This window comes from Deinococcus indicus (assembly GCF_002198095.1).
Taxonomy (GTDB): Bacteria; Deinococcota; Deinococci; order Deinococcales; family Deinococcaceae; genus Deinococcus; species Deinococcus caeni.
This window is the reverse complement of the sequence record NZ_NHMK01000020.1, coordinates 211,995-235,975: the sequence shown is the minus strand read 5'-3', so window position 1 is coordinate 235,975 and position 23,981 is coordinate 211,995. Positions and strand designations below refer to the sequence as shown.

Annotated in this window: 27 protein-coding genes; 19 read left to right on the top strand and 8 right to left on the bottom strand. The window is 69.8% G+C overall.

The genetic code is table 11. The features are described from left to right. The first annotated feature begins 5 nt into the window (after positions 1 to 5). The 4 genes from CBQ26_RS14070 (at position 6) to CBQ26_RS14055 (ending at position 2,575) form a co-directional block, all read left to right on the top strand. Positions 6 to 314 (top strand): YciI family protein, encoded by a 309-nt coding sequence (locus tag CBQ26_RS14070; protein WP_088249251.1) that lies wholly within the window; start codon positions 6 to 8, stop codon positions 312 to 314. After that, positions 314 to 613, top strand: coding sequence for a hypothetical protein (locus CBQ26_RS14065; protein WP_088249250.1), 300 nt, complete (start codon positions 314 to 316; stop codon positions 611 to 613). Before CBQ26_RS14070 ends, CBQ26_RS14065 begins: the two co-directional genes overlap by 1 nt. Then, a complete protein-coding gene (locus CBQ26_RS14060) occupies positions 610 to 1,446 on the top strand; it encodes a 3-hydroxyacyl-CoA dehydrogenase family protein (protein WP_088249249.1) in 837 nt (278 codons plus the stop codon). The genes CBQ26_RS14065 and CBQ26_RS14060 overlap by 4 nt, the downstream gene beginning before the upstream one ends. Before the next feature lie 280 nt (positions 1,447 to 1,726). Further along, complete coding sequence (locus CBQ26_RS14055) at positions 1,727 to 2,575, top strand: hypothetical protein (protein ID WP_088249248.1); 849 nt, start codon at positions 1,727 to 1,729, stop codon at positions 2,573 to 2,575. Between the two features lie 157 nt (positions 2,576 to 2,732). Here the strand turns inward: CBQ26_RS14055 and CBQ26_RS14050 are convergent, their stop codons facing one another. Beyond that, positions 2,733 to 3,320, bottom strand: a complete 588-nt coding sequence (locus tag CBQ26_RS14050; protein ID WP_088249247.1) for a peroxidase-related enzyme — start codon at positions 3,318 to 3,320, stop codon at positions 2,733 to 2,735. 53 nt (positions 3,321 to 3,373) lie between these two features. Here CBQ26_RS14050 and CBQ26_RS14045 point away from each other — a divergent pair, with 53 nt between their 5' ends. Then, on the top strand, positions 3,374 to 4,015 hold the full coding sequence (locus CBQ26_RS14045; protein ID WP_172418091.1) for an MBL fold metallo-hydrolase: 642 nt from the start codon (positions 3,374 to 3,376) through the stop codon (positions 4,013 to 4,015). Between the two features lie 73 nt (positions 4,016 to 4,088). Here CBQ26_RS14045 and CBQ26_RS14040 read toward each other — a convergent pair whose 3' ends face one another. Further along, positions 4,089 to 5,258 (bottom strand): BMP family ABC transporter substrate-binding protein, encoded by a 1,170-nt coding sequence (locus CBQ26_RS14040; RefSeq protein ID WP_088249246.1) that lies wholly within the window; start codon positions 5,256 to 5,258, stop codon positions 4,089 to 4,091. Positions 5,259 to 5,483: 225 nt separating this feature from the next. Between CBQ26_RS14040 and msrP the strand changes: the two genes are divergently transcribed. From msrP to CBQ26_RS14020, 4 genes are all read left to right on the top strand, one after another. Continuing rightward, the gene (gene msrP / locus CBQ26_RS14035; RefSeq protein WP_088249245.1) at positions 5,484 to 6,548 is read left to right on the top strand and encodes a protein-methionine-sulfoxide reductase catalytic subunit MsrP; all 1,065 of its coding nucleotides are present in this window, start codon (positions 5,484 to 5,486) and stop codon (positions 6,546 to 6,548) included. Positions 6,549 to 6,595: 47 nt separating this feature from the next. Further along, entirely contained in the window at positions 6,596 to 7,204 is a 609-nt protein-coding gene (locus CBQ26_RS14030) for a protein-methionine-sulfoxide reductase heme-binding subunit MsrQ (RefSeq protein ID WP_229844343.1), read from the top strand. A 102-nt stretch (positions 7,205 to 7,306) separates the two neighbouring features. Beyond that, entirely contained in the window at positions 7,307 to 7,870 is a 564-nt protein-coding gene (locus CBQ26_RS14025) for a redoxin family protein (RefSeq protein ID WP_088249244.1), read from the top strand. Further along, complete coding sequence (locus tag CBQ26_RS14020) at positions 7,867 to 8,247, top strand: hypothetical protein (protein WP_088249243.1); 381 nt, start codon at positions 7,867 to 7,869, stop codon at positions 8,245 to 8,247. The genes CBQ26_RS14025 and CBQ26_RS14020 overlap by 4 nt, the downstream gene beginning before the upstream one ends. Before the next feature lie 85 nt (positions 8,248 to 8,332). Here CBQ26_RS14020 and CBQ26_RS14015 read toward each other — a convergent pair whose 3' ends face one another. From CBQ26_RS14015 to hspR, 5 genes are all read right to left on the bottom strand, one after another. Further along, entirely contained in the window at positions 8,333 to 9,226 is an 894-nt protein-coding gene (locus CBQ26_RS14015; protein WP_088249242.1) for an ABC transporter permease, read from the bottom strand. 60 nt (positions 9,227 to 9,286) lie between these two features. Then, positions 9,287 to 10,342, bottom strand: a complete 1,056-nt coding sequence (locus CBQ26_RS14010; protein WP_088249241.1) for an ABC transporter permease — start codon at positions 10,340 to 10,342, stop codon at positions 9,287 to 9,289. Then, on the bottom strand, positions 10,339 to 11,829 hold the full coding sequence (locus CBQ26_RS14005) for an ABC transporter ATP-binding protein (RefSeq protein ID WP_088249240.1): 1,491 nt from the start codon (positions 11,827 to 11,829) through the stop codon (positions 10,339 to 10,341). The genes CBQ26_RS14010 and CBQ26_RS14005 overlap by 4 nt, the downstream gene beginning before the upstream one ends. A 254-nt stretch (positions 11,830 to 12,083) precedes the next feature. Further along, positions 12,084 to 12,923 (bottom strand): metallophosphoesterase, encoded by an 840-nt coding sequence (locus CBQ26_RS14000; RefSeq protein ID WP_088249239.1) that lies wholly within the window; start codon positions 12,921 to 12,923, stop codon positions 12,084 to 12,086. Positions 12,924 to 13,055: 132 nt separating this feature from the next. Further along, positions 13,056 to 13,766 carry a heat shock protein transcriptional repressor HspR, fused homodimer type gene (hspR, locus tag CBQ26_RS13995; RefSeq protein WP_172418090.1) on the bottom strand — a complete coding sequence of 237 codons (711 nt, stop codon included), beginning with the start codon at positions 13,764 to 13,766 and terminating at the stop codon, positions 13,056 to 13,058. A gap of 152 nt (positions 13,767 to 13,918) precedes the next feature. Here hspR and CBQ26_RS13990 point away from each other — a divergent pair, with 152 nt between their 5' ends. The 9 genes from CBQ26_RS13990 (at position 13,919) to CBQ26_RS21415 (ending at position 22,446) form a co-directional block, all read left to right on the top strand. Beyond that, positions 13,919 to 15,292 carry a dipeptidase gene (locus CBQ26_RS13990; protein WP_088249238.1) on the top strand — a complete coding sequence of 458 codons (1,374 nt, stop codon included), beginning with the start codon at positions 13,919 to 13,921 and terminating at the stop codon, positions 15,290 to 15,292. Continuing rightward, positions 15,289 to 15,864 (top strand): phosphoribosylglycinamide formyltransferase, encoded by a 576-nt coding sequence (purN, locus tag CBQ26_RS13985; RefSeq protein ID WP_088249237.1) that lies wholly within the window; start codon positions 15,289 to 15,291, stop codon positions 15,862 to 15,864. The genes CBQ26_RS13990 and purN overlap by 4 nt, the downstream gene beginning before the upstream one ends. Before the next feature lie 194 nt (positions 15,865 to 16,058). Then, a complete protein-coding gene (locus tag CBQ26_RS13980) occupies positions 16,059 to 16,544 on the top strand; it encodes a DUF4442 domain-containing protein (RefSeq protein WP_088249236.1) in 486 nt (161 codons plus the stop codon). A gap of 60 nt (positions 16,545 to 16,604) precedes the next feature. Continuing rightward, the gene (mce, locus tag CBQ26_RS13975; protein ID WP_172418089.1) at positions 16,605 to 17,039 is read left to right on the top strand and encodes a methylmalonyl-CoA epimerase; all 435 of its coding nucleotides are present in this window, start codon (positions 16,605 to 16,607) and stop codon (positions 17,037 to 17,039) included. Next, positions 17,036 to 17,422 carry a VanZ family protein gene (locus CBQ26_RS13970; RefSeq protein ID WP_229844341.1) on the top strand — a complete coding sequence of 129 codons (387 nt, stop codon included), beginning with the start codon at positions 17,036 to 17,038 and terminating at the stop codon, positions 17,420 to 17,422. The genes mce and CBQ26_RS13970 overlap by 4 nt, the downstream gene beginning before the upstream one ends. A 63-nt stretch (positions 17,423 to 17,485) precedes the next feature. Next, positions 17,486 to 18,433 carry an AAA family ATPase gene (locus CBQ26_RS13965; protein WP_088249234.1) on the top strand — a complete coding sequence of 316 codons (948 nt, stop codon included), beginning with the start codon at positions 17,486 to 17,488 and terminating at the stop codon, positions 18,431 to 18,433. Position 18,434: 1 nt separating this feature from the next. Continuing rightward, positions 18,435 to 21,386, top strand: coding sequence for a transglutaminaseTgpA domain-containing protein (locus tag CBQ26_RS13960; protein ID WP_088249233.1), 2,952 nt, complete (start codon positions 18,435 to 18,437; stop codon positions 21,384 to 21,386). Between the two features lie 179 nt (positions 21,387 to 21,565). Then, positions 21,566 to 22,024, top strand: a complete 459-nt coding sequence (locus CBQ26_RS13955; RefSeq protein ID WP_088249232.1) for a polymorphic toxin-type HINT domain-containing protein — start codon at positions 21,566 to 21,568, stop codon at positions 22,022 to 22,024. Positions 22,025 to 22,134: 110 nt separating this feature from the next. Further along, a complete protein-coding gene (locus tag CBQ26_RS21415) occupies positions 22,135 to 22,446 on the top strand; it encodes a hypothetical protein (protein ID WP_143342128.1) in 312 nt (103 codons plus the stop codon). 649 nt (positions 22,447 to 23,095) lie between these two features. Here CBQ26_RS21415 and CBQ26_RS23170 read toward each other — a convergent pair. Next, a complete protein-coding gene (locus CBQ26_RS23170) occupies positions 23,096 to 23,350 on the bottom strand; it encodes a hypothetical protein (RefSeq protein WP_191300925.1) in 255 nt (84 codons plus the stop codon). Between the two features lie 125 nt (positions 23,351 to 23,475). Between CBQ26_RS23170 and CBQ26_RS13945 the strand changes: the two genes are divergently transcribed. Then, complete coding sequence (locus CBQ26_RS13945) at positions 23,476 to 23,970, top strand: hypothetical protein (RefSeq protein WP_078303098.1); 495 nt, start codon at positions 23,476 to 23,478, stop codon at positions 23,968 to 23,970. Positions 23,971 to 23,981: the final 11 nt, after the last annotated feature.

Genomic DNA, 23,981 nt, shown 5'->3' with positions numbered 1-23,981 from the left:
GCACCATGACGACCCTGTGGATCATCGAGAGCACCTACCTCAAACCCACCGACGAGATCGCCAAGGTCACCCCCGCCCACCGCGAATGGCTCGACCAGCACTACCGCAGCGGCGTGTTCCTCACCAGCGGCCGCAAGGTCGACAACACCGGCGGCGTGATCGTCGCGCAGGCCGACACCCTGCAGGAACTCGTGGACCTGTTCGACCACGACCCCTTCGTCCAGGCAGGCTGCTCCCGTTACAAGTACACCGCCTTCAACCCCGTCAAACGCGGCAAAGCTGTGCAGATTGAGGGCGTCCCCCTCGTCGAGTAGTGGCAGTTTTTATTTCGACGGAGAGTAACGACAGCTCCATCGCCAACATCGTTTTCGAGAGTCTCCGCGACGAGGTGATGGCACACGGCGAGGACGCTGCCCTCAATTTCATTCTGGAAGAGGCGCAGCTGTCATATCTGCTGGAACTCGACACATTAACCTCCGAGCAGCTTGTAGCCGTTGCTGCTGGGGTGACGCGTCTTCTGGGGAAGGCCGAGACGCAGGGAGCCGCGCCAGAACTACTGGAGCATCTGACACGCGTCAGGGAATTCATCCTGACGCAGGGAGTAAATCTATGAAATTCGGAGTGATCGGAGCTGGACAGATGGGCGGCGGCATCGCGCAGGTCGCCGCGCAGAGTGGATTTACCGTGGTCGTGCAGGACGTGAAGCAGGAGTTCCTGGACCGGGGCCGCGCCGTGATCGAGAAGTCTGTCGCGAAACTGCACGAGAAGGGCCGCCTGACGGACGCGCCGGACGTGATTCTGGGCCGCATGGAGTTCACGACGGACCTGAACGCCTTCGCGGACTGCGATCTGGTCGTGGAGGCCATCGTGGAGAACGAGGGGGTGAAGGCCGACCTGTTCCGGCAGCTGGGGCAGATCGTGAAGCCGGACGGCATCCTGGCGAGCAACACGAGCAGCATTCCGATCACGGCGCTGGCGAGCGCGTCGGGCCGCCCCGATAAATTTATCGGGATGCACTTCATGAACCCCGTGCCGCTGATGCAGCTCGTGGAGGTCATTCGCGGCTACAGCACCAGCGACGGGACGGCGCAGTTCGTCACGCAGACCGCCGAGCGGATGGGGAAGACCCCGCTGGCCTGCAACGACTTTCCGGGTTTCGTCAGCAACCGCATCCTGATGCCCATGCTGAACGAGGCCATCCAGTGCGTCATGGAAGGCGTCGCGGAGCCCGAGGCGATCGACGGGATCATGAAACTCGGCATGAACCACCCCATGGGCCCCCTGACCCTGGCGGACTTCATCGGTCTGGACACCTGCCTCGCCATCATGGAAGTGCTGCACAAGGGGCTGGGCGACGACAAGTACCGCCCCAGCCCGCTGCTGCGCAAGATGGTGCAGGCGGGCCTGCTGGGCCGCAAGAGCGGGCAGGGCTTCTACACGTACTGATTCCCGGCAGGGGGGCGGCTCATACGGACTCCGATTGAATGGGCTGCAAAGCCCGTTCAATCCGAGCGGATGCGACTCGTAGAGCTGTCCCGCAGAGCAGGAGAAAAACGGATTCCGGACGTGGAGTCGACAATCCGGTGAACTTCCGGATTGTCGGCGAAACAAACGGAATCCGTATCAGGTGTTCGGTCAGGGTGCTAGCTTGACAGTGTCACCTGATCTGCACGGCCCGTTGCCACCTTCCGTACCTGCTCGAAGATCCGTCACTCCCGGAGTTCACATGCGTAAACTGTCCCGTTTCACTGCCCTGACCGCCGCCGCCCTGTCCCTGACCGCCGTCACCCTTCCCAGCACCGCCAGCGCCGCCGACGTGACCCTCGGCCTGAACAGCAGCCTGGGCCTGGGCTGCCAGGTGGCGGGCGTGCGTGCCGGCGTCCGCTCCGACCGCATCGGCCTGTACGGGCAGGGGTCCTTCTGCTCCAGCAACATCCAGGGGCAGTCCGGCACGGCTTCCTTCGGTCTGGGCGTCTCGGTGGACCTGTTCCGCACCGGGAACTTCACGACGTACGCCCTGGCCGGCCTGGACACCATCCGGAACAACGTCGCGTTCCAGGGCGGCGTGGGCGCACGCTACGGTCTGGCCCTCGTCCCGGTCGAGGCGTACTTCGAGGCGGGCGTGCAGCGCATCAACACCCCGTTGCAGGCCATTGTCGGCCCCCGCGTGGCGCTGGGCGTGAATTACCGCGTGAACGTGGAGAACCTGCAGGGCAGCCTGCCCATTCCTTCGGAGGGAACTGCCGGCAGCACCCAGGACGCCGCGCCGGCCGCCTGCAACCTGACGCCGGAATCGGACCGCGCCAACGCCCGGAGCGCGGCGATCAGTGCCGCGAACGAGTCCATCTCGGCGGCGCTGGGTGCCTACTCGGCGGTGTACTCCAACGTGAGCTTCTCCGTCAGTGCCGATGAGGCCAGCGTCGGCGGGAACCGCGCGCAGGTTTCGGGCAGCGTGACCCTGTCCGGCACGCAGAACAGCAACGGTCAGCAGGTCAGCGGCACGTACGGCGGCACGATCAACCTCGTGCGTTCCGGGTGCGGCTGGGCCGCCACCGGGTACACCCGCAACGACTGATCCTGACTCCGATTGAATGGGCTGCCAAGCCCGCCGGGTCCGAGCGGAGCGACTCGTAGAGCTGCTCCGCAGAGTAGGAGAGAGACGCCCCTCCGGACGTGGAGCCGGCAGGGGCGGTGAAGTTCCGGATTGTTGGCGAAACAAACGGCAGTCCGGATCAGTCGGCGGTCAGTGGCGTGGGTTGGCGGGCGTGCTGGTGGTACTCGGCGTTGGGTGTGAAGCCCAGGGCGCTGCTGACGCGGTTGGTCATGTTGAACATCCCGATCACCTGGGCGGCCTCGAGAAGTTCGGGGTCGCCCAGGCCAGCTTCGCGCAGCGGGGTCAGGTCGCGTTCGGTCATGTCGGCGGGCGTGCGCGTCAGTTTCTCCGCGAAGGCGCACAGCGCCGCCTGCCGCCCGGTCAGGGTCGCGTGCCGCCAGTTCACGGCGACCGTGTCGGCCCAGGCGGGATTGCCGCTGTACTCGCGCAGGGCCGCTCCGTGCGAGACGGCGCAGTACACGCAGCGGTTCACGCTGCTGACCACCACGGCCAGCAGTTCGCGTTCCAGGGGACTCAGGTGCCCGTCGCGGTTGACGAGCGTGTTGAAGGCGTTCCACCACGTCAGGAACTGCTCGCCGTTCAGGGCCTGCGCGCGGAACACGTTCGGGACGAAGCCCAGGTTCGCCTCCGCTTTCGCCCAGAGTTTCTGCACGCCCTCGTGCGCGGAGTGTTCGTCCGGCACGGCCAGCCAGGAGATTCGGTTCATGGTGCGTCCAGGGTAGTGCAGCGGGGTGGGTGGGGGCGTGGCATCATCGGCGGGTGCCTGTGTCCCGTGCCGAGCTGGTCAGCGTTCCCCTGTACGCCAACGTGTTCCTGCTGACCTCCCCGCAGGGGCGGCTGCTGGTCGATACGGGGACGGTGGTGCATGCCCCGCGGTTTCTGGGGTTGCTGCGGTCGTTCCGGCCGGACGCGCTGCTCGTCACGCATGCGCACCCGGATCACGCGGGGAGTGCGTTCCTGGCGGCGCGGGCGGGTCTGAACGTGCTGGCGCACCCGCTGGAGCACCCGGCGCTGCTGGGTCAGGTGCATGACCTGCCGTACCCGGCGGGCCGTCCGGGGGTGGGGCGGCTGGTGTCGCGCGTGCATCCGAAGGTGCCGGGGTCGGCGTTGCGGGCGGCGCTGCCCGGTCAGGACGTGCTGGGGTGGGAGGTCATGCACCTGCCGGGCCACACGGCCGGTCAGATAGGGCTGCGCCGCGCGGACGTGCTGGTCGCCGGGGACGCCGTGGTGGGCGGCGCGGACGGCGCGCACCTGCCCCGCGCCGCTTACAACCACGACCACGCGCAGGCGCTGGCGACCCTGAAGGCGGTGGCGGCGCTGGACCTGCGCGAGATCTGGCCCGGTCACGGGGGCCGCCTCACGCCCGAGCAGATCCGCGCCCGCGCCGGGCGGGACGGTTGATGGTGAACAGTTGATGGTTGATGGAGGGGGTCATTCCCTTCCATCAACCATCAACTTTCAACCTTCTACAGCGTCACTTCTTGGGTTCGTCGGCGATCTGGCCGGTGACGCCGGGCACGACCCAGGCCATGTTGTTCAGTTCGGCGACGCTGGCGACCTTGCCAGCGGGGACGCGCAGGATGCCGTTGCGGTCCTTGAGGGGGCCGGTGAAGGGGTCGAACTTGCCGCCCTTCTCCATCTCGGTCTTCAGGGCCATGACGCGGTCGTACACGGTGGTTTTCTTACCGTTGACGGTCATGCTCTTGGCTTTCAGGGCCGAGACCCATTTGGGGTTAATGGCCATGCCGTCCTGCGCGCCGAGCTCGACGCTGCCGCCCTTCAGGAGGTTCCAGTAGTCGACGTTCTGGAGGTTCTTGGCAGTGTACTTGCCGCTGCGGACCTTGCTGAGGAAGTCGATGTAGATCTTCTCCCAGTGGACGATCTGGCCGCTGACGACGTAGTCGGGCGCGAACTTGTACATGGGCGAGTAGTGCGCGAAGGACGGGATCTTGCGGGCGGCGGCGGTCTGCACGACGGTGGCGGTGTCCTCGGTGAAGGCCAGGGCGCCGGCGCCCTCGCTGATCAGGCTCTCGGCGGCCTCGCGGGCCTTGTTCGGGTCGAACCACGCGTTGATCCACTTGACGCTGACGGTCGCCTTGGGGTTCACGGCGCGGGCGCCCAGCGCGAAGGCGCTGATGTGCCGCTTGAGTTCCGGAACGGGGAACGCCGCGACGTACCCGAGTTTGTCGCTCTTGCTGACGGCGGCGGCCATCATGCCGTTCAGGTAGTAGATCTGGTAGAAGTCCGCCATGTAGGTGGCCATGTTCGGGGCGCGTTTGAAGCCGCTGGCGTGCGCGAAGATCACGTTCGGGTACTTCTTGGCGGCTTCGAGGGTCTGGTCCATGAAGCCGAAGGACGTGGTGAAGATCACCTTGCAGTTGTCCTTGACCAGCCGGTCGATGACGGGCGTCGCCTGTCCCTCGGGCACGCTTTCCACGTACTTGGTTTCCAGCCACGGGAGGGCCTTCTCGGTCTTCTTGCGGGCCTCGTCGTGCGCGTAGCTCCAACCGATGTCGCCGACCGGACCGACGTAGATGAAGCAGGCCTTGAGTTTGCCGGTCTGCTGGGCCTGCGCGGCGGGGCTGGCGGCCGTGCCGAGCAGGGCCAGGGTGACGGGCAGAGCAGCGAGAATCGTTTTCTTCATGGAAGGACCTCCGGGCGGCCAGGGTCGACGCGCCGCCACTGCTGTTTATTGTGCCTTCATTCTGTCCTCAAGAAAAGGGACGGTCTGACCAGAATGCCGGGCGCCCGCCCCGGCGCGGCCCCCGCGCGCTGCAATCTGTTCCGGAAAAGGCCCGCACTGTGACGCTGGACGCAGCCACTGAACCGATTACGCCCAGAATGCGTATAGCTGTACAGGAGGGCCACCATGACCGACCCACGCACCCCCGGAGAACCCGGCACCGACCGCCGCGCCTCTGAATTGCACGGCGCTGAATCGCACAGCCCCGAATCCCAGGTCACTGACACCCCGGACGGTCAGCGCCGCATCCTGACGCCCGGCACTCCGAATCCCCGCCGGGAATTTCTGCGCAGCGCCGCGCTGTTCACCGCCACGGCGGGCGCGCTGGGCGGCGGGCTGGAACTCCTGACCCGCCGCCCCGGTGTCGGCAGCGCCGAGGCGCAGGCGGCCGATCCGTTCAGCCGCGCCGTCCGTCCGCTCGGGCCGTACGACACCGACGAGAAGGTCACGCCGTACCAGCAGGCGACCACGTACAACAACTTCTACGAGTTCGGCACCGACAAGAGCGACCCCGCCCGCCTCGCCGGGAGCCTGAAGACCCGCCCGTGGACCGTGCGGATCGACGGGGAGGTCCGCAAGCCCATGACGGTGGACATCGACACCCTGCAGTCGTGGTTCCCGCTCGAGGACCGCATCTACCGCATGCGCTGCGTGGAGGGCTGGAGCATGGTCATGCCCTGGCTGGGCTTCCCGCTGGCCGCCCTGATCCGCCGGCTGGAACCCACGGGCAAGGCGAAGTACGTGCAGTTCACGGCGCTGCTGGACCCCAAGCAGTTCCCCGGTCAGCGGCAACCGGTGCTGAAGTGGCCGTACGTGGAAGGCCTGCGTCTGGACGAGGCGCTGCACCCCCTGGCGTTCATGGCGGTCGGCCTGCACGGCCGCGCCCTGCCCGGCCAGAACGGCGCGCCGCTGCGGCTGGTCGTGCCCTGGAAGTACGGCTTCAAGAACATCAAGAGCGTCGTGCGGATCACCCTGACCGAGAAGCAACCCCAGACCACCTGGGCGCTGGCCGCCCCGCAGGAGTACGGCTTCTACGCGAACGTGAACCCGGCTGTCCCGCACCCCCGCTGGAGTCAGGCGACCGAGCGGCGCATCGGTGAGGTGGGCCGCCGCAAGACCCTGCCGTTCAACGGGTACGCCGACGAGGTCGCCGGGCTGTACCGGGGCATGGACCTGCGGAAGAACTTCTGACCGTGACCCGCCCCGCCGCTCCGCCCGCCCGCCGTCCCGCCGCCCGCCTGGGCTGGCTGGTCCCGGCCGTCACGCTCGGCGGCCTGCTCCCGGTCGCCGTGCTGATCCTGGACGCCCTGAGCGGCGCGCTGGGCGCCAACCCCATCCAGCGCGCCACGTTGCAGACCGGCCTGCTGACGCTGGCGCTGCTGGTCCTGTCGCTGGCCTGCACGCCCCTGCGCCTCCTGACCGGCTGGACCTGGCCCGCCCGCATCCGCAAGACGCTGGGCCTGCTGGCCTTCGGGTACGCCGCGCTGCACTTCCTGATCTACCTGTTCGATCACGGCTTCGACCTGACCCTGATGACTGAGGACGTCCTGAAACGCCCGTTCATCACCGCCGGATTCACGGCGCTGCTGCTGCTGGTGCCGCTGGCCCTGACGAGCACGCCACGCGCCGTCAGGCGCCTGGGATTCCAGCGCTGGACGCGCCTGCACCAGCTCTCGTACGTGGCCGTCAGCCTGGGCGCGCTGCACTACTACTGGGGTGTGAAACAGGACCACACGCCGCCCCTGATCTACGCCGCCGTGATCGCCACGCTGTTCCTGATCCGCCTCCTGAAACGCCGCCCGGCCCGCCCCGCCCGTCAGGCGGGAAGCCGCCCCGCGAAACCCTGACCCCCCGCGCCCGCCTCCGACCCGTGGGGCGGGCATCGAACCTCCGGCGCGTTCCGCGCGTACCCAGGGAGACGCGCGCCCCTGCACGCCGCCGGAGGATCCATGAACCGACTGATCGCCGCCAGCCTCCTGATCCTCGCCGCGCCCGCGTCGTCGGCCACCGGACCGTCCGTGACCGCGCGGGCCGTCACGGTGACCTCCGTGGGGACCGGGCAGACCCCGCCCGAACTGACCGGCGGCCCCTGGCTGAACACGCCCGCCCCGCTCACCCTGGCCGGCCTGAAAGGCAAGGTGGTGCTCGTGAACTTCTGGGTGTACTCGTGCATCAACTGCCATAACAGCCTGCCCACCCTGAAAGGCTGGTACGGGAAGTACCGCGCGCAGGGCCTGGAAATCATCGGCGTGCACACCCCGGAATTCGAGTCCGACAGACCCACCGCCAGCGTGCAGGCCGCCCTGAAAGAGGACGGCGTGACCTGGCCGGTCGTGCAGGACAACGCACTGCGGAACTGGCGCGCCTGGGGCATCCGGGCGTGGCCGACATTCGTGCTGATCGACCGGCAGGGCCGGGTCCGGTACACGCACCGGGGCGAGATCAGCACCCGTTTCCCGCAGGCCATTCCGGGCCTGGACGCGCAGATCCGGGCGCTGCTGGCCGAGAAGTGATCCCGGCGCTGCTGCTGGCCGCTACCCTCGGTGGGGCGCCGTCTGTCCCGGCGCTGACGGTCAGCGTGCGCCCGCCGCCCGGCGTGGGCTTCAACGTGCGCGGCCCGTCGCTGATCACCGTTCAGGCCGGAACGTACCGCCGCGAGTTCCCGCTGACCGGCGTGCCCGACCCCACGTACCCGGACGCCTTCCGCGCCGTGCGGCCCCTGAGCGTGCGTCTGCCCGCCCGCGTGCGCGGCCCCGTGACCCTGCACGCCCACCTGTTCCTGTGCGACCGCGTCAGCGGCGTCTGCACCGTGCAGGAACACACCCGCCGCGTGACCCTGAAGGCCGGAACGACCGTGCCCGTGGTGCTGCAATTGCCAGCGGAAAGGTGACGCTGGGGCAGACAGGGAAGAGGCCCGGCGTATTCGTACACCGTGCCTCTCCCACTGCCTGCTCCCTACTGCCTGTTGCCCGTTCTCAGCGTTCGCCGCGCACGTACGCGCGGCCCAGCGCGGCGGGCGCGTTTCCGGCCTGACCGCGCATGCCCGCCAGGGCCAGCACGACCAGGACCAGCACGAACGGCATGGCGCTGAAGACCTCGGTGGGAATGGGGCTGTTGCCCTGAAGGCGGAACTGCAGGTAGTACAGGAACCCGAAGAACAGCGCCCCGGCGATGGCGCGCAGGGGCCGCCAGCCGACGAAGATCACCAGGGCCACGGCGATCCAGCCCAGCCCGGCGGTCATGTTGTCCGCCCAGGAGGACCGGTACGACAGCGCCAGGAACGCCCCGGCCATCCCGGCGAGCGCGCCGCCGCCCAGCACGGCCAGCACGCGGGTCAGGCCGACGTTCACGCCCAGCACGTCGGCGGCCGCCGGGTTCTCGCCGACCGAGCGCAGCGTCAGGCCCGAGCGGGTGGCGCCCAGCCAGAAGGCCATCGCGCCCGCCAGCAGCAGGGCCGCGACCGTGAACGGGCTGATGGTGAAGCTGCCCAGGGTCCAGTCGGCGACCTTGTTGAACAGCGGCAGGCCCTCGAAGCGCTTGCCGAGCAGGCCGGCGGCGCCCGTGCCGATCAGGGCGAGCGCCAGCCCACTCACGAACTGGTTGGCGCGCAGGGTGACGGTCGCCACGGCGTGCAGCAGGGCCAGCGCGGCGCCCGCCAGCATGGCCGCGCCGACCGCCAGCCACAGGTTCGCGTCCGGGCTACCGGCCGCGACGGCGAAGGCGGCCAGGGCGCCCACGGCCATCAGGCCCTCGACGCCCAGGTTCACGACCCCGGCGCGTTCGTTCAGGATGGCGCCCAGGCAGGCGAGCAGCAGCGGCGTTCCGACCGCCAGGGCGCGCACGAGCGCCTCGATCACAACGTTATCCATGAGACACCTCGGGGTGCGCGGGGCGCGGGAAGCGGGCCGCAGTGGGGGAGGGGCGGCCCGTCACGCGCGGCCCCACTGCACGCGGTGGCGGACGAAGACCTCGCTGGCGATCAGGCACAGCAGGATCACGCCGCTGAAGATGTCCACCACGCGGAACGGCAGGTTCAGGTCGATCTTCAGGATGTCGCCGCCCGCCAGGATGATGCCCATGACGGGCGCGGTGATCAGGCACAGCGCCGGGTTGCCGCGCGCCAGCCACGCGACGATCACGGCCGTGAACCCGTACCCGAGGCTGATCTGCCCCGCCTCCAGCAGGCGGTGGTGAATCCCGGCGACCTCGCCCGCGCCGGCCAGTCCGGCTGCGCCCCCGGTGATCAGCGCGACCAGCAGCGCCACCCGGCCGCTGCTGAGGCCCGCGTAGCGCGCCGCGCCGGGGTTCTCGCCGACCACGCGCAGCGCGTACCCGAACGTGGAACGCGACAGCACCCACTGCAACCCCAGCGCGACGGCCACGCCCAGCAGCAGCGTGGGCCAGTGGACCTGCGAGCCCGGCAGGGTGGGCAGGTACGTGCTGGCCGGGAAGGTGTCGGTGTAGATGTACCCGCGCACGTCCTTGCCCTTCCACGGCCCGGCGATCAGGTACGTGACGAGCGCCACCGCGACGTAGTTCAGCATCAGCGTGGACAGGATCTCGTTGACGTTCACGCGCCGCAGGGCCGCCGCGATCAGCGCCCACAGGCCCCCGCCGACGAAGCCCGCCACGAACACGGCCGGTAGCAGCAGCGGCCCCGGCAGCGGCACGAACAGCGCCGTTCCGGCCGCGAACACCGCGCCCAGCAGCAGCTGCCCCTCCGCGCCGATGTTGAAGAACTGCGCGCGGAACGCCAGCGCCAGCCCCGCCCCGATCAGCAGCAGCGGAATGGTGCGCCGCCCCACCTCGCCCAGGCCGGTGGCGTCGCCCAGTGTGCCGCGCAGCATGGTGCCGTACACCTCGGCCGGGGACTGCCCGGCCAGCGTGAAGATCAGCGCACAGATCAGCAGGGCCGTCACCAGGGACGCCAGCGTGACCAGCGCCGCGCGGGCCGTGGACGGCGCACTCAGGGACACGAACCTCATGCCACCACCCCACCCTGGGCCGCGCCGGGAAGGCTATGCGGGTGCGCGCCGCCCATCAGCAGGCCCAGCGACTCGCGCGTGACTTCGTCTGCCGGGAACGGCCCCAGCAGCGAGCCGCCCACCATGACCGCCACGCGGTCCGACAGACTCAGCAGCTCGTCCAGGTCCTCGCTGACCAGCAGCACGCCCGCCCCCTGCGCCGTGCGGTCCAGCAGCACCCGGTGCACCTGATCGGTCGCGCCGATATCCAGCCCGTACGTGGGGTGAACCGCCAGGATCAGTTTCGGCTGTCCGGCCAGTTCCCGCGCCAGGATCAGCTTCTGGATGTTCCCGCCCGACAGCAGCCGCGTGGGCGTGTGGATGCCCGGCGTGGCGACCGAGTACGCCTCGACCTCGCGCCGGGCGCGGTCGTCGGTGGCACCCAGGTCGCGGGCCAGCCCGCGCGCCAGCGGCGCCCGCCCGAAGTCCCGCAGCGCGAGGTTCTCCGCGACCGTCATGGTCGGCACCGTGCCGCTGTGAATGCGGTCCTCCGGGATGTGCGCCACGCCTGCCCGGAAGCGCCCGGCGGCGTCCCCGGACAGCGGCTGGCCGTCCAGCGTGACGGTGCCCGTCGCCTCGTGCAGGCCCGCCAGGACCTCGACCAGTTCGCTCTGGCCGTTCCCGGCGATGCCGGCCACGCCGAGCACCTCGCCCCGGCGCAGCTCGAAGCTCACGCCGCGCAGCGCCGGCAGGCCGCGCGATCCCTGCGCGCTCAGGTCCTGCACGCTCAGCAGCGCGCCCGCCTCCGCACCGGGGCCGCCCGCGCGTTTGCGGGTGAAGTCCACGCTGCGCCCCACCATCAGTTCCGCGAGGCTCTCACGGGTCGCGCCCAGGGTCGGCACGCCCCCCACGACCTTCCCGCGCCGCAGCACTGTCACGCGGTCCGCCACGGCCAGCACCTCGTCGAGCTTGTGAGAGATGAAGATCAGGCTGCGCCCGTCCGCCTTCAGCTCGCGCATCACGCGGAACAGCCCGTCGGCCTCCTGCGGGGTCAGCACGCTCGTCGGCTCGTCGAGAATCAGGACCCGCGCGCCGCCCAGCAGCGCCCGCACGATCTCCACGCGCTGCTTCTCGCCCGGCGACAGGTCCGCCACGCGCGAGTCCGGGTCCACCTCCAGCCCGTACCGCGCCGAGAGTTCCCGCACGCGGCCCGCCACGCGCCGCGCCGGGAACAGGCCGCCCGCGCCGCCCAGCGCCAGATTCTCGGCCACCGAGTGCCGCGACACCAGCAGCGGATGCTGCGGCACCAGCCCGATCCCGAGCCGCAGCGCCTGCGCCGGACTGCCGATCCGCACCGCCCGGCCGTCCAGTTCCACCGCCCCCTCGTCCGGCTGGTACAGGCCGTACAGGATCGAGATCAGGGTGCTTTTCCCCGCGCCGTTCTCGCCCAGCAGGGCCAGCACCTCGCCCGCGTGGACGGTCAGGTCCACCGAGTCGTTGGCGACCACGCCAGGAAACCGTTTGGTGATGCCGCGCAGCCGCAGCGCAGGGGGCGCCCCCGCAGCGGAGGCCGAACCGGAAAGATCAGAATGTGTCACGCAGAAGAGTCCTTTGGAGTCGCGGCCCGCCGCGCCTGCCCTCGAATGTGCCCGCACCGACCGGGACCACCCGCACAGCCTAGGACAAACGGCCGCGCGGGCCGCCACACCTGCCCAGCCAGCAGGCCGCCGCAACCCTCAGCGCAGAGTCCTCAGGGGAACGTTCAGTAGAAGTCGCCGCCGCTGGGGAAGGTCACGACCTCCGCGATGCCGTGGCGGTTCAGGCGGGCGATGAACCCGGCGTCCTCGCGGTACGCCATGCCGCTGTCCATCGCCACGCACAGCCGCCCCGCGTACGGAATGGGCGCCCCGGCCCCCAGGGTCGGGCCGTGCAGGTGCTCGTCGAGCAGCACGTACACCGGCGTGTGCCCGTGCGCGACGCGCTGCCCGCCGAAGGTGCTCAGCATCTGCCGGGCCTTCTCGTCCCCGGCGCCCAGCACGAACGCGAAGCGGTCCGTGAACGCGTTCAGGAACGCGCCCCAGTCGTCCGGGTCGGGGTTGGTCATCAGCTCCAGCACGGCGGCGTTCACGCCCTCGATGCTGCTGCCCAGCTTCAGGTACATCAGGCTGTCGGCATGCACCAGCAGCCAGTCGTGCGAGGTCGCCATGGCCGGCCGCTCGGACAGCCACGCCAGGTCGCTGGGTTCCAGCAGGTCCGCGTCCCGCACCTGACCGCCGTTCTCCAGCCAGTACTCCCGGTACCCGTAGCGGTCCTGCGGGTCGCTGTGCCGGAACACCAGCGCCGCCAGGAACATCACCTCGTGGTTGCCCAGCAGCGCCGTCACCTGCCCGCCCACCTCCTGCGCCTGCACCTCCAGGCTGCGGATCAGGCGGATGACGCCCACGCCGTTCGGGCCGCGGTCCACGTAGTCACCCAGGAACACCACGTGCGCGTCCCCGGCCGTCCAGCTGCCGTCGAAGTCGATCAGGCCCGCGCGCAGCAGGATGGCGCGCAGCTTGTCGTACGCGCCGTGAATGTCCCCGATCACCCACAGGGGCCTCACGCGCGGGCCCCCCACAGCGGGCCGGCGGCGCAGGGAAGGCAGGGCAGGTGGACTCCGGCCGGAGGGGAAGGGCAGTGTTCAGGAAGGCCGCAATTCACGCCCCGAAGTGTAGCGCCCCCGCCGCGCCCCGCGTCACCCGTCGTCGCTGCCCGCACCGTCCCCTTCGGGCAGGGTGCGCCACTTGGTCATGCGGTCCGTGATGTCGTCCTGAATGCGCCGCACGTTGCTCTCCAGCCCGGCGCGCGTGGAATCCAGCTGGTGGCGCAGCCGCATGATCTCCTCGACCCCGGCGAGGTTCACGCCGAGTTCCTGCGTCAGGCGGCGGATCTCGCGCAGATGCTCGATGTCCCGTTCGCTGTACAGCCGCGTCTTGCCGCTGCTGCGCCCCGGACGGATCAGCTGCTTGCGCTCGTACAGGCGCAGCGTCTGGGGGTGCATGTCCACCAGTTCCGCCGCGATGGAGATCACGTACACCGGCCGGTCCTTCGGGTCCACCTTGCCGTCCGGGCCCGGCAGTTCACGCGGCTGCGCCTGGGCGCGCAGTTCGTCCTCGATGCGTTCGATCTCCGCCTCGAACTCGCCCTGAATGTCGTCCAGTTCATGCTGGAGGCGCATGACCTCCTCGACCCCGGCGAGGTTCACGCCGAGTTCCTGCGTCAGGCGGCGGATCTCGCGCAGGTGCTCGATGTCCCGTTCGCTGTACAGGCGGGTCTTGCCGCTGCTGCGACCGGGGCGGATCAGACCCTTGCGTTCGTACAGCCGCAGCGTCTGGGGGTGCATGTCCACCAGTTCCGCCGCCACGGAGATGACGTACACGGGCCGATGTCTGGAGTCAGAGGGCATAACTTCCGTTGAGTATACCCGCGTCAGTGTTTCTGCAACCGGGAGGCAGCAACCAGTGGGGTGTGCGCAGCGGGGAGCGGATCGGGCGCGGCCCACACCCCACTGCCCCCGATCCTGGACGCCCCGTGCCCGTCAGCCCGTATCATCGCCCCATGACCACGCCCGACCTGAGTGCCGCCCTGAACCGCGAGCAGGCCAACGAGGAACTGTTCGACCTGCTGCGCCTCCCCTCCGTCAGCGCCGACCCCACCCGCACGGCCGACATGGCCGCCACCGCCGAGTTCCTGCGCGCCAAACTGGCGGGCCTGGGCTTCACGGCCCGCATCGACCCGACCGCCGGGCACCCCGTCGTGTACGCCGAACGCCTGAACGCCCCCGGCAAACCCACCGTGCTGATCTACGGCCACTACGACGTGCAACCCGAGGCGCCGCTGGAAGAGTGGGTCACGCCGCCCTTCGAGCCCACCATCCGCGACGGACGCATCTACGCGCGCGGCAGCACCGACGACAAGGGGCAGGCGTACGCGCACGTCAAGGGCGTGGAACTGCTGCTCGCGCAGGGCGAACTGCCCGTGAACGTGAAATTCCTGCTGGAGGGAGAGGAGGAGATCGGCAGCCCGAACCTCGAACCGTACCTGCGCGACCACGCCGGGGAACTGAAGGCCGACGTGATCGTCATCAGCGACGGGAGCCGCTTCGCGCCCGACGTGCCCACCATCACCTACGGCGTGCGCGGCCTGAGCTACGTCGAGATTCACGTCCAGGGCGCCAACCGCGACCTGCACAGCGGCAGCTACGGCGGCGCCGCCCCCAACCCCATCAACGCACTTGCCGAGATCATCACGCGCCTCAAGGACGACCAGGGCCGCGTGACCATCCCCGGCTTCTACGACGGCATCGACGACCTGACCGACACCGAACGCCAGATGTGGGCCGACCTGCCCCACAGCGACGACGAATTCGCCGCCAGCATCGGCGTGCCCGCCCTGCCCGGCGAGGCCGGGTACACCACCCTGGAACGCCTGTGGGGCCGCCCCACCCTCGACGTGAACGGCATCTGGGGCGGCTACCAGGGCGAAGGCAGCAAGACCGTCATCGCCGCCAAGGCCGGCGCGAAGGTCAGCATGCGCCTCGTCCCCGGACAGGACCCCGAACGGATTACGCAGCTGATCAGCGAGTACGTGCCCACCCTCGCGCCCGCGGGGACCACCGCCGTCGTCCACCCCCACCACGGCGGCCGCCCCTTCAAGTTCGACCTGAACAGCCCCTACAACCTCGCCGCGAACCGCGCCCTCAAGCGCGTCTTCGGCCGGGAAGCCGTGTTCGCCCGCACCGGCGGCAGCATTCCCATCGTCGCCGCGTTCAACGACCTGCTGCACGCCCCCGTCCTGTTCGTGGACCTCGGCCTGAACGAGGACGCCCCTCACAGCCCCAACGAGAGCTTCGCCGTCAGCGACTACCACAACGGCATCCTGACGAGCGCGTACCTGCTTCAGGAACTCGGCACGCCCGACACCGCCGAATGAAACTGGGCTTTCTCGCCTCGCACGGCGGCAGCGCCGCGCGGCACCTCGTCGAGGCCTGCCGCGCAGGCGACCTGAACGCCACCCCGGTCGCCCTGGTCAGCAACAACAGCCGCTCCCCGGCCCTCGCCTGGGCGCGCGACGCGGGCCTCACGACCGCGCACCTCAGCAGCGCGAAGTACCCCGACCCGGATGCCCTGGACGCCGCCATTCTGGACGTCCTCGTCAGCGCGGGCGCGGACACGCTGGTCCTCAGCGGCTACATGCGCGAGATCGGCCCGCGCGTCCTGAACCACTTCGCGGGCCGCCTCGTGAACATCCACCCCAGCCTCCTGCCCCGCCACGGCGGACGCGGCATGTACGGCGACCGCGTCCACGAAGCTGTCCTCGCCAGCGGCGACACCGAAAGCGGCGCGACCGTCCACCTCGTCACCGCGGGCATCGACGAGGGACCCATCCTCGCGCAGGCCCGCGTGCCAGTCCTCCCTGGCGACGACCTCGCCAGCCTCAAGGCCCGCGTGCAGGCCACCGAAGGTGAGCTGATGCTGCGGGCTGTTCGCAACCTGGGCGGGTAACACTCCAGCCGTTTCAGCCGACCGGATCCCGCCCGCAACGGGTTGGAACCGGTCGGCTGAACGCTTGCCCGGCCTTCTGCGTGTGGTCCGGGCGTTCGTGCTGGGTGGCGCGGGGTCGGGGTGATCCTCTGCCGGCTCTCCGCTTATACTTGAACTCAGTTCAAATTCTGTGTTCGACCCCGGAGGTTCCACCCATGACTCAAGCTGCTACCCTGCCCGCTTTCGCTGTTGCCGCCGTCAAGAAGGCCCTGCACGACATTCCCATGAACGCCACGGTCGGCGTGCAGATCACCGACGTGGGCGTCGGCTGGGCGACCGGACAGGCGCCGGACACCGCCCCGTTCCGTAATCACCTGGGCACCATTCACGCCGGCGTGCAGTTCCTGCTGGCCGAGGCCGTCAGTGGCGCGGCGTTCGCGGGCGCATTCGCGGCGCAACTGGCGGGCGCTGTGCCCCTGATCGAGAAACTGGAGACGCACTACGTGAACCGCGCTGTGGGTGACCTGACCGCGCGGGCCGAGGCGGCCGATCCGGCGGGAATCGCGGCGGCCCACGCGGAGTTCGCGGCGGACAGCAAGGCCCGCCTGATCGTGAACGTGACCGTGCAGGACGGCGAGGGCAAGGACGTGATGCGCGCCGTCGCCCACTGGTACCTGCGCGCCCGCCCCCAGGCGAAGTAACGGGGATCAGCGGTCAGTGGGCTCGCCCCGCCGCCCGCGTCCTTGCTTTACCCTGCGTGCATGACTGTGTTGCTGCTGGATCACGTGGCGATCGCCACCCCGGACCTGGAAGCAGGCTCGGCGCCGTACGTGGCGCTGGGCCTGAATCCGGAAGGGCCGGACGAGGACGTCGCGTCTCAGGGCGTGCGGGTGCGGGCGTTTCAGGTGGGGGAGACCCTGATCGAACTGCTGATGCCCACGCGGGACGACAGCCCGATCGCGGCGTTCCTGGCCCGCAAGGGGCCGGGGCTGCATCACACGGCGTACCGCGTGGCGGACCTGAATGCCGAGATGGCCCGCCTGCGCGCGGACGGCGCACGCTTCCTGAACGAGGAGCCCACGCCGGGCCGGGCCGGGTCGCGCGTGGCGTTCCTGCACCCGAAATGGGGCGCAGGCACCCTGATCGAGCTGGTCGAGCACCCCGCCGGTGGGCATCCGGCCGGTGGGCACGGTTGAGGCGTCCCAGGCCGCTGTGGTGGGTGCCGGCGCTGCTGATCATGGGGGCCATCTGGTCCCTGAGCAGCGCGCCGCAGACACCGGGACCGTCGCTGGAGCACCCGAAAGACTGGATCGCGCACTTCCTGGCGTACTTCGCGCTGGCGTTCACGCTGGCCCGCGCGACCGGGCGGCGGGGCGCGGCGCTGGTCATCGCGGCGTGGTTCGGCGCGCTCGACGAGATTCATCAGGCGTTCGTGCCGCCGCGTGAGGCGGGCGTGCAGGACTGGCTGTTCGACGTGGCGGGCGCGTGGCTGGGGTCGCGGCTGGCGCTGCGCGGCGCGGCCCGCCCGTCCGCCCGGCCGGAAGGTACCCCGGAGCGGGCGGCAGAGCCAGTCACCTGAGGGCCGGGTAAATCTCTGCCCCCGTCGCAGTTCTGTCAGAGTCGGGCCGCTACGCTGCCGGGCATGACGACCGCCCTGACCATTCCGACTTCCGACGGGCACGTGGCGGCCCTTCAGGCGGCCCTGACGCAGCTGGACAGCGTCATCCTGGGCAAGGGCGGGCAGGTGCGGCTGGCGCTGACCTGCCTGCTGGCGCGCGGGCACCTGCTGATCGAGGACCAGCCGGGCGTGGGCAAGACCACGCTGGCGCAGGCGCTGGCCCGCACCTGCGGCCTGGAGTTCCGGCGCGTGCAGTTCACGGCGGACCTGCTGCCCGCCGACCTGACCGGCGTGAGTGTCTGGGACGCCCCGGCCGCCGCGTTCCGTTTCGTGCCGGGGCCGGTGTTCAGCGAGATGCTGCTGGCCGACGAGATCAACCGCGCCACGCCCCGAACGCAGGGGGCGCTGCTGGAAGCCATGGAGGAACGGCAGGTCTCGGAGGGCGGCGTGACCCGCCCGCTGCCGCAGCCGTTCTTCGTGATCGCCACGCAGAACCCGGCGGCGTTCGTGGGGACCAGCCCCCTGCCGGAAGCGCAGCTGGACCGCTTCCTGATGACCGTCACGCTGGGCTACCCGGACGTGCGCGCCGAGCGGCAACTGCTGGAAACGGGCGGCCGCAGCCAGAGCGTCCGTGACCTGGGGGCCGTCCTGAGCGCCCCGGCCCTGCTGGCCATGCAGGCCGAGGTGGACCGCGTGCACGCCGCCGCGCCGCTGCTGGATTACCTGCAACTGCTGGCCCGCGCGACCCGCGAGCACCCGGCGCTGTCGGCGGGCCTGAGCCCACGCGCGCTGCTGGCGCTGCTGGCCGCCGCGCGCGCCTGGGCGTACCTGCACGGGCGGCCCATGGTGCTGCCCGAGGACGTGCAGGCCGTGTTCCCGGCGCTGGCCGCGCACCGCCTGCCGCCCCGCGACCCGTCCGTGAACGTGGGCACGCTGATCAGGGCGCTGCTGGCCGACACGCCCATCCCCTGAGATGACCCGCCCCGCGACCACCGCCCCCGCCTCCCGCTTGAGTGCCGCGCTGAAGCTGCGACCCACGGGGTTCGGGCTGGCGTTCCTGATCCTGATCCTGCTGACACTCATCGGCTGTGTGAACTACGGCCTGAGCCTCGGGTACGGCCTGACGTTCCTGCTGGGCGGCGTGTGGGTGATCACGGCGGCGCAGGCGCTGCGGGCGGCGCGCAGCCTGACCCTGGAGGTCCGCCCGGCCGGGTCCGTTCACGCCGGGCAGGACGCCCCCCTGACCGTGCAGGCCCACGCGGCGGGCGGCAGCGGCGGCGCGCTGGAGGTCCGCCTGCACGCCCAGGGCCGCGAACTGCGCGCGGCGCTGCACGTCCCGGCAGGCGGCGCGGCCCTGACTGCCGCGTTCCCGACCACGGTCCGCGGCCCGCTGACCCTGGGGGTGCAGGCGTCCGCACTGGACCGCCTGGGCCTGTGGCGCGCCGCGCTGCCCGCCCAGCCCGCCCCGCTGACGCTACTGGTGTGGCCCGCCCCGGAACGCCCGGTTCCGCCGGTCCCGGTCCGCGCGGCGCCCGGCGTGGGCGGCGACGGGCTGCGCGGCCCCGGCGACGAGGAATTCGCGGGCCTGCGCCCCTACCAGCCGGGCGACTCGCCCCGGCAGGTGTCGTGGCGGCACGTGGCCCGCACCGGGCAACTCCTGACCCGCGAGACCGACGCTGCGCGCGGACAGGCCACCGACCTGCACTGGCAGGACGCGCCGGGCGACCCCGAGGCCCGCGCCTCCCGCCTGAGCGCCTGGGCGCAGCACCTCTCGGCGCTGGGCACGCCGTTCGCCCTGACGCTGCCCGCCACGCACCTGAAAGCCGCCAGCGGCGAGGCGCACCTGCACGCCGCACTGAACGCCCTGGCGACCGTGGACCCCCTGCCTGCCGCGCCCGGCCCGGCCGGGGGCGCGGCGCGGCTGGTGTCGCACGCCGCCACGCTGGTCACGCAGGCCACGCCGCCCACCCTGCTGGCTCTGGCTGTCACGCTGGCGCCCGGCGCGCTGCGGCAACCCGTGTGGATCACGCTGCCGATCGTGCTGCTGCTGGCGCACGCCCTGGCCCGCGTGCCACCGCGCCCCGGCCGGACCCTGACCCCGCTGCCCGTGTGGCTGCTGGCGCTGCTGGCCGTGGGCGGCGCCGCCGCGCTGATCGCCACGCAGGGCACCCTGCTGGGCCGCGACGCCGGAACGGCCTTCCTGGGCCTGCTGATCGCCCTGAAAACCGCCGAGAGCCGCTCGCCCCGCGACGGACGCATCCTGATCCTGCTGGGCCTGTTCATGACCAGCACGCACTACTTCTACAGCCAGGGACCGCTCGCGGCGCTGCACACGCTGCTCAGCGCCGCGTTCCTGCTGGCCGCCGCGCCCGCCTGGATCGCCCCGGCCACCCGTGAGGACGGCCGCCGGGAAGCGACCCGCCCGGCCGCCCGCACCCCACTGCCCGCCTCACTGGCCGGCCCCCTGCGCGGCCCGTTGCGCGACTCGCTGCTGGGCGCCGGTCGCCTGCTGGCCCTGGCAGCCCCGCTGGCGCTGGTGCTGTTCGTGCTGTTCCCCCGCCCGGCCGGGCCGCTGTGGCAACTGCCGGTGCAGGGGCAGGCCACCACCGGCCTGAGCAACGAGATCAGCGCCGGCGAGTACTCGAACCTCGCGCAGAACAGCGCCGTCGCCTTCCGCGCCGACTTCCAGGGTGCACTGCCCACCCCCGACCAGCGTTACTGGCGCGGCCCGGTCTACGAGGCGTACGACGGCCGCACCTGGCGGCAGGTCCGCGCGCCCGGCGTCACCCCCAGCGTGGACGTGACCGGCCCGCCCCTGAACTACACCCTGACCCTGGAACCCAGCGGCAACCCCTGGCTGCTCGCGCTGGACGTGCCCCTGACCGTCCCGGACGGCGCGTTCCTGACCAACGCCTTCCAGGCCGTCACCCCCCGACCCGTCACCACCCGCCGCCGCGTGGAACTCCAGAGCCGCGCCGCCCGCCTGGGCGTGCGCGAGGACGCAGACCGACTGGCCTTCGACCTGCAACTCCCCGCCGGACAGAACCCCCGCGCCGTCGCCCTGGCCGCCCGCTGGCGCAACCTGAACCCCCAGGCGCGCGTGCAGGCGGGCCTGGACCTGCTGCGCACCGGGGGTTTCACGTACACCCTGAACCCACCACTGCTGCCCGAACAGGACCGCGTGGACGCCTTCCTGTTCAGCTCCCGCCAGGGCTTCTGCGAACACTACGCCAGCGCCTTCGCCGTCCTCATGCGCGCCGCCGGCCTCAGCGCCCGTGTCGTCGGCGGCTACCAGGGCGGCGAGCAGAACGGCTCGTACCTGATCGTGCGCCAGCAGGACGCCCACGCCTGGACGGAAATCTGGCTGCCCGGCCAGGGCTGGGTCCGCGTGGACCCCACCGCCGTCGTCGCGCCCGCCCGCGTCAGCGCCGGCCTGAGCACCGCCCTGACCCGCCCACAGGCCGCCGCTCCCACCGCACCCGGCACCCTCAAACGCCTGCAACTGCGCCTGGACGCCATCCAGAACCGCTGGAACGACCTCGTCGTCGACTACGACGGAGGCCGCCAGAGCGACCTGCTGACCCGCGCCGGACTGGGCGGCGTGGGCAGCGCCCCGTACCTGCTGCTGCTGCCCACCCTGATCGCCCTCACCCTGCTGCCCGCCCTGCTGCTCGCCCGCCGCCGCGTCCGCCCCACCGACCCCGCCAGCCGCGCCCTGCACGACCTGAGCGTGCGCCTGCACCTGCCCCGCGCCCCTGGCGAAACCCCCACCGCGTACATGACCCGCGCCGCCACGCAACACCCGCACCTGCACGCCGCCCTTCAGGACATTCTGAACGCCTACCACGCCGCCCGCTACGCCCCGCACCCCACCCCGGACACCCTGACCCGCCTGCGGCAGGCGGTCCGACGCGTGCGCCGCTGACCGGAACGAGAGGCTCCCGCCACCCGACGCGGACGACCGAGAACGGCAGGAACATCCCGTTCTTCCCCGGAACGGCAACGGATGGCAGTCCATCGTGCCCACCAGTCAGGTCAGAGCCCGGATAACAAGCTGGAGTTCATCGAGACGACGCCAGGGCACCCTTCTTCGTCGCGCAGCCCGTGGATGCCCAGCCCAGGCCCGCGCCGGAAGGCCACAGCGACCTCAGCCGGAACTGGGTGGGCGCGGGGCATCTCAAGATCGGCGATACGATCAAGCAGGCCGACGGCACCACCGGCCTCGTCGCCAACGTCACCACCGTTGGGCAGACGCGCGAGATGTTCAACCTCACCGTCAGCGAAGCCCACACGTATTACGTGGGGCAGGATGGGTGGTTGGTTCATAATGCAGACAAGACATATATAACTTATGTCTTTAAGAATGCCGTTAGTGAGGTTGTTTATGTTGATCGAGCAAGTGGTTCAGGCACGCCTGAACAGATTCTAAAGGGACGCCTTGGTAAAGGACATCACGTTTTTGACTCAAATCCTGGCCTCACTTCTGAGGTGAAAGCCGTCCAGAACAGTGTTGCGGCGAATAAAGGTGCAGAACAAGTGTGGTACGAATACTATTCTAAATAAGGTAATGCACTCCTCAATGACCCAAGTACACCGCCAATCAGCAGTAAGCCCTCTAAACAAGCTGCCGCTCAAGCAAAGATCCAAGCCTATGCAGACGATTTGAATACAATATGCCCATAAACGAATCTGGGTTTATAGAAATCATAATCCCGCACAGCGAAGGTATGGGATTAGATGTTAGGAACGAAATTGAAGAGAAGCTTGAGGAATTATTCGATTACGATAACCGTGCCGCAGTGGGCGGAGCAGGAGTTGGCCTGGGTTACTCAAATATTGATGTTGATGTAGGAAATTGTGAGGACAATCTAGAGATCGTGAGCATTATTCGTGGAGTAATGTTAGAGATTGGAGTTCCCGAAGGCTGTATTATCAGATTACGACGGCCAGAACTTTTGGAATTCACTGTTAAGATCGCCAATTAGTCCGAAGCCGCCCATACCAATCCTTCTCTCAGAGAGTCCGCCACACGGCGGATTCTTTGCTTTGGCAGCTACGGAACAACTATGGCGGCAAGGAGCAGTTCCACCTCCTCACCGCTCTCAGCTTCGGCAGCAAGCCGCTGCAACATTCCAGACGGCAATTTGGGCCTTTTCTCTAATCCAACAGGCCAGCATCTCAAATCCTGCTCCACCCAACCACGCAGGACGCGCCAAAACCACGCCCACAGGTCCGGCGCACTTTCCCACCATTTGGCAAGTACGACCCCTCGGCTCAGGAAACTGGCCTCTTACGCCCGTTCTCTGTCCCACCTTCTGTCGCTCCGGGCGGGCGACGACTCGCCATCTCCCTCGTCCCCTCTCCTCCTTTCGGGTCAATCTTTCTTAGGCTGGGGGGGTATTCTGGGGGGCGTGAAGCTGTCTTCGTCCACCCCCATCCCCTCCTGAAGCCCACCGCCACCCGCGCGGACATCGTGAACTTGTGCGCCGGGGCGCGTGAACATTCGTTCTTCGCGGTGTGCCTGAATCCGGTGTTCATTGGGCTGGTGAAGGGGGAACTGGCGGGGTCGGACGTGAAGGCGGTGGAGGCGCGGCTGAGTGTGGAGGCGGGTGCGGACGAGGTGGAGAGGGTGATTCACATCGGCGCGGCGCTTGAGCGGGACTGGGACGCGGTGGAGACGGATGTGCGCGCGGTGCGCCGCGCGATTCCGGACGCGGTGCGGAAGGTGTCCACCCTGAGGTGCTTCCTGAGTGATGAGCAGAAGCGAGAGGCGACGGCGGCGGTGGTGCGGGCCGGGGCGGAGTTCGTGAAGACGAGCACGGGCTTCGGCAAGGGCGGCGCGACGCTGGACGACGTGCGCCGTCTTCGTGGCACTGAAGTCTGTTTCATGAAGGACCTCCTGGGCGCTGGGTTGTTGTGGGGAGTCTCCGGGTCAGGGGAAGGCTGCCGGCTGTCTTTCGGTATGGTGCCCTGCCCGACAGCGGTGGCGCTGGCCTCTGCACTAGCATGGGGGGGTGAACGTGATCAAAACCGCTCTCTCGCTCATTGCGGGCCTCTCGGCTGCCCTGATCGCCTACAGCGCCTTTTTCGTGCGGGGCGATCTGGGGGGCGTCATGGCGTACCTGCGGGCGCGTGGGGCGCTGCGCCGCCTGCGTGAAAGCGGCACGCCCGAGCAGGTCGCGCAGGGGCAGGCGCAGTTGCAGGCGCTGGGGCAGCAGGTGGGCGACCCGGCGCTGGCCGCGCAGCTGATTCCGCTGGCCCTGACGGTGGGGCTGCTGGTGGGCGTGCTGGTGTGGTGGGCCTTCTCGCGTCGGCAGTCGGGGACGCCGCGCACGGACATTCAGGAGCGCATGGTGTACCGTCTCGCGCACCGCAAGGGTGGGCGGTTCACGCTCGATGACCTGCGGGCCGCCAGTCCCCTGACCGACGAGCAGGCCCGCGCCGTCACGGCCCGCTTGCTGGACCTGGGCCGCCTGACCCGTGACGGCGACACCTTCCGCCTGCCCTGAGGACCCTTTCC

Bases quoted from the DNA above. Each gene is read 5' to 3' on its own strand.
- CBQ26_RS14070 (WP_088249251.1), top strand. From the start codon at position 6: ATGACGACCCTGTGGATCATCGAGAGCACCTACCTCAAACCCACCGAC.
- CBQ26_RS14060 (WP_088249249.1), top strand. From the start codon at position 610: ATGAAATTCGGAGTGATCGGAGCTGGACAGATGGGCGGCGGCATCGCG.
- CBQ26_RS14055 (WP_088249248.1), top strand. From the start codon at position 1,727: ATGCGTAAACTGTCCCGTTTCACTGCCCTGACCGCCGCCGCCCTGTCC.
- CBQ26_RS14050 (WP_088249247.1), bottom strand. From the start codon at position 3,320: ATGAACCGAATCTCCTGGCTGGCCGTGCCGGACGAACACTCCGCGCAC.
- CBQ26_RS14040 (WP_088249246.1), bottom strand. From the start codon at position 5,258: ATGAAGAAAACGATTCTCGCTGCTCTGCCCGTCACCCTGGCCCTGCTC.
- msrP (WP_088249245.1), top strand. From the start codon at position 5,484: ATGACCGACCCACGCACCCCCGGAGAACCCGGCACCGACCGCCGCGCC.
- CBQ26_RS14025 (WP_088249244.1), top strand. From the start codon at position 7,307: ATGAACCGACTGATCGCCGCCAGCCTCCTGATCCTCGCCGCGCCCGCG.
- CBQ26_RS14015 (WP_088249242.1), bottom strand. From the start codon at position 9,226: ATGGATAACGTTGTGATCGAGGCGCTCGTGCGCGCCCTGGCGGTCGGA.
- CBQ26_RS14010 (WP_088249241.1), bottom strand. From the start codon at position 10,342: ATGAGGTTCGTGTCCCTGAGTGCGCCGTCCACGGCCCGCGCGGCGCTG.
- hspR (WP_172418090.1), bottom strand. From the start codon at position 13,766: ATGCCCTCTGACTCCAGACATCGGCCCGTGTACGTCATCTCCGTGGCG.
- CBQ26_RS13990 (WP_088249238.1), top strand. From the start codon at position 13,919: ATGACCACGCCCGACCTGAGTGCCGCCCTGAACCGCGAGCAGGCCAAC.
- purN (WP_088249237.1), top strand. From the start codon at position 15,289: ATGAAACTGGGCTTTCTCGCCTCGCACGGCGGCAGCGCCGCGCGGCAC.
- CBQ26_RS13980 (WP_088249236.1), top strand. From the start codon at position 16,059: ATGACTCAAGCTGCTACCCTGCCCGCTTTCGCTGTTGCCGCCGTCAAG.
- mce (WP_172418089.1), top strand. From the start codon at position 16,605: ATGACTGTGTTGCTGCTGGATCACGTGGCGATCGCCACCCCGGACCTG.
- CBQ26_RS13965 (WP_088249234.1), top strand. From the start codon at position 17,486: ATGACGACCGCCCTGACCATTCCGACTTCCGACGGGCACGTGGCGGCC.
- CBQ26_RS13960 (WP_088249233.1), top strand. From the start codon at position 18,435: ATGACCCGCCCCGCGACCACCGCCCCCGCCTCCCGCTTGAGTGCCGCG.
- CBQ26_RS21415 (WP_143342128.1), top strand. From the start codon at position 22,135: ATGCCCATAAACGAATCTGGGTTTATAGAAATCATAATCCCGCACAGC.
- CBQ26_RS23170 (WP_191300925.1), bottom strand. From the start codon at position 23,350: ATGAAACAGACTTCAGTGCCACGAAGACGGCGCACGTCGTCCAGCGTC.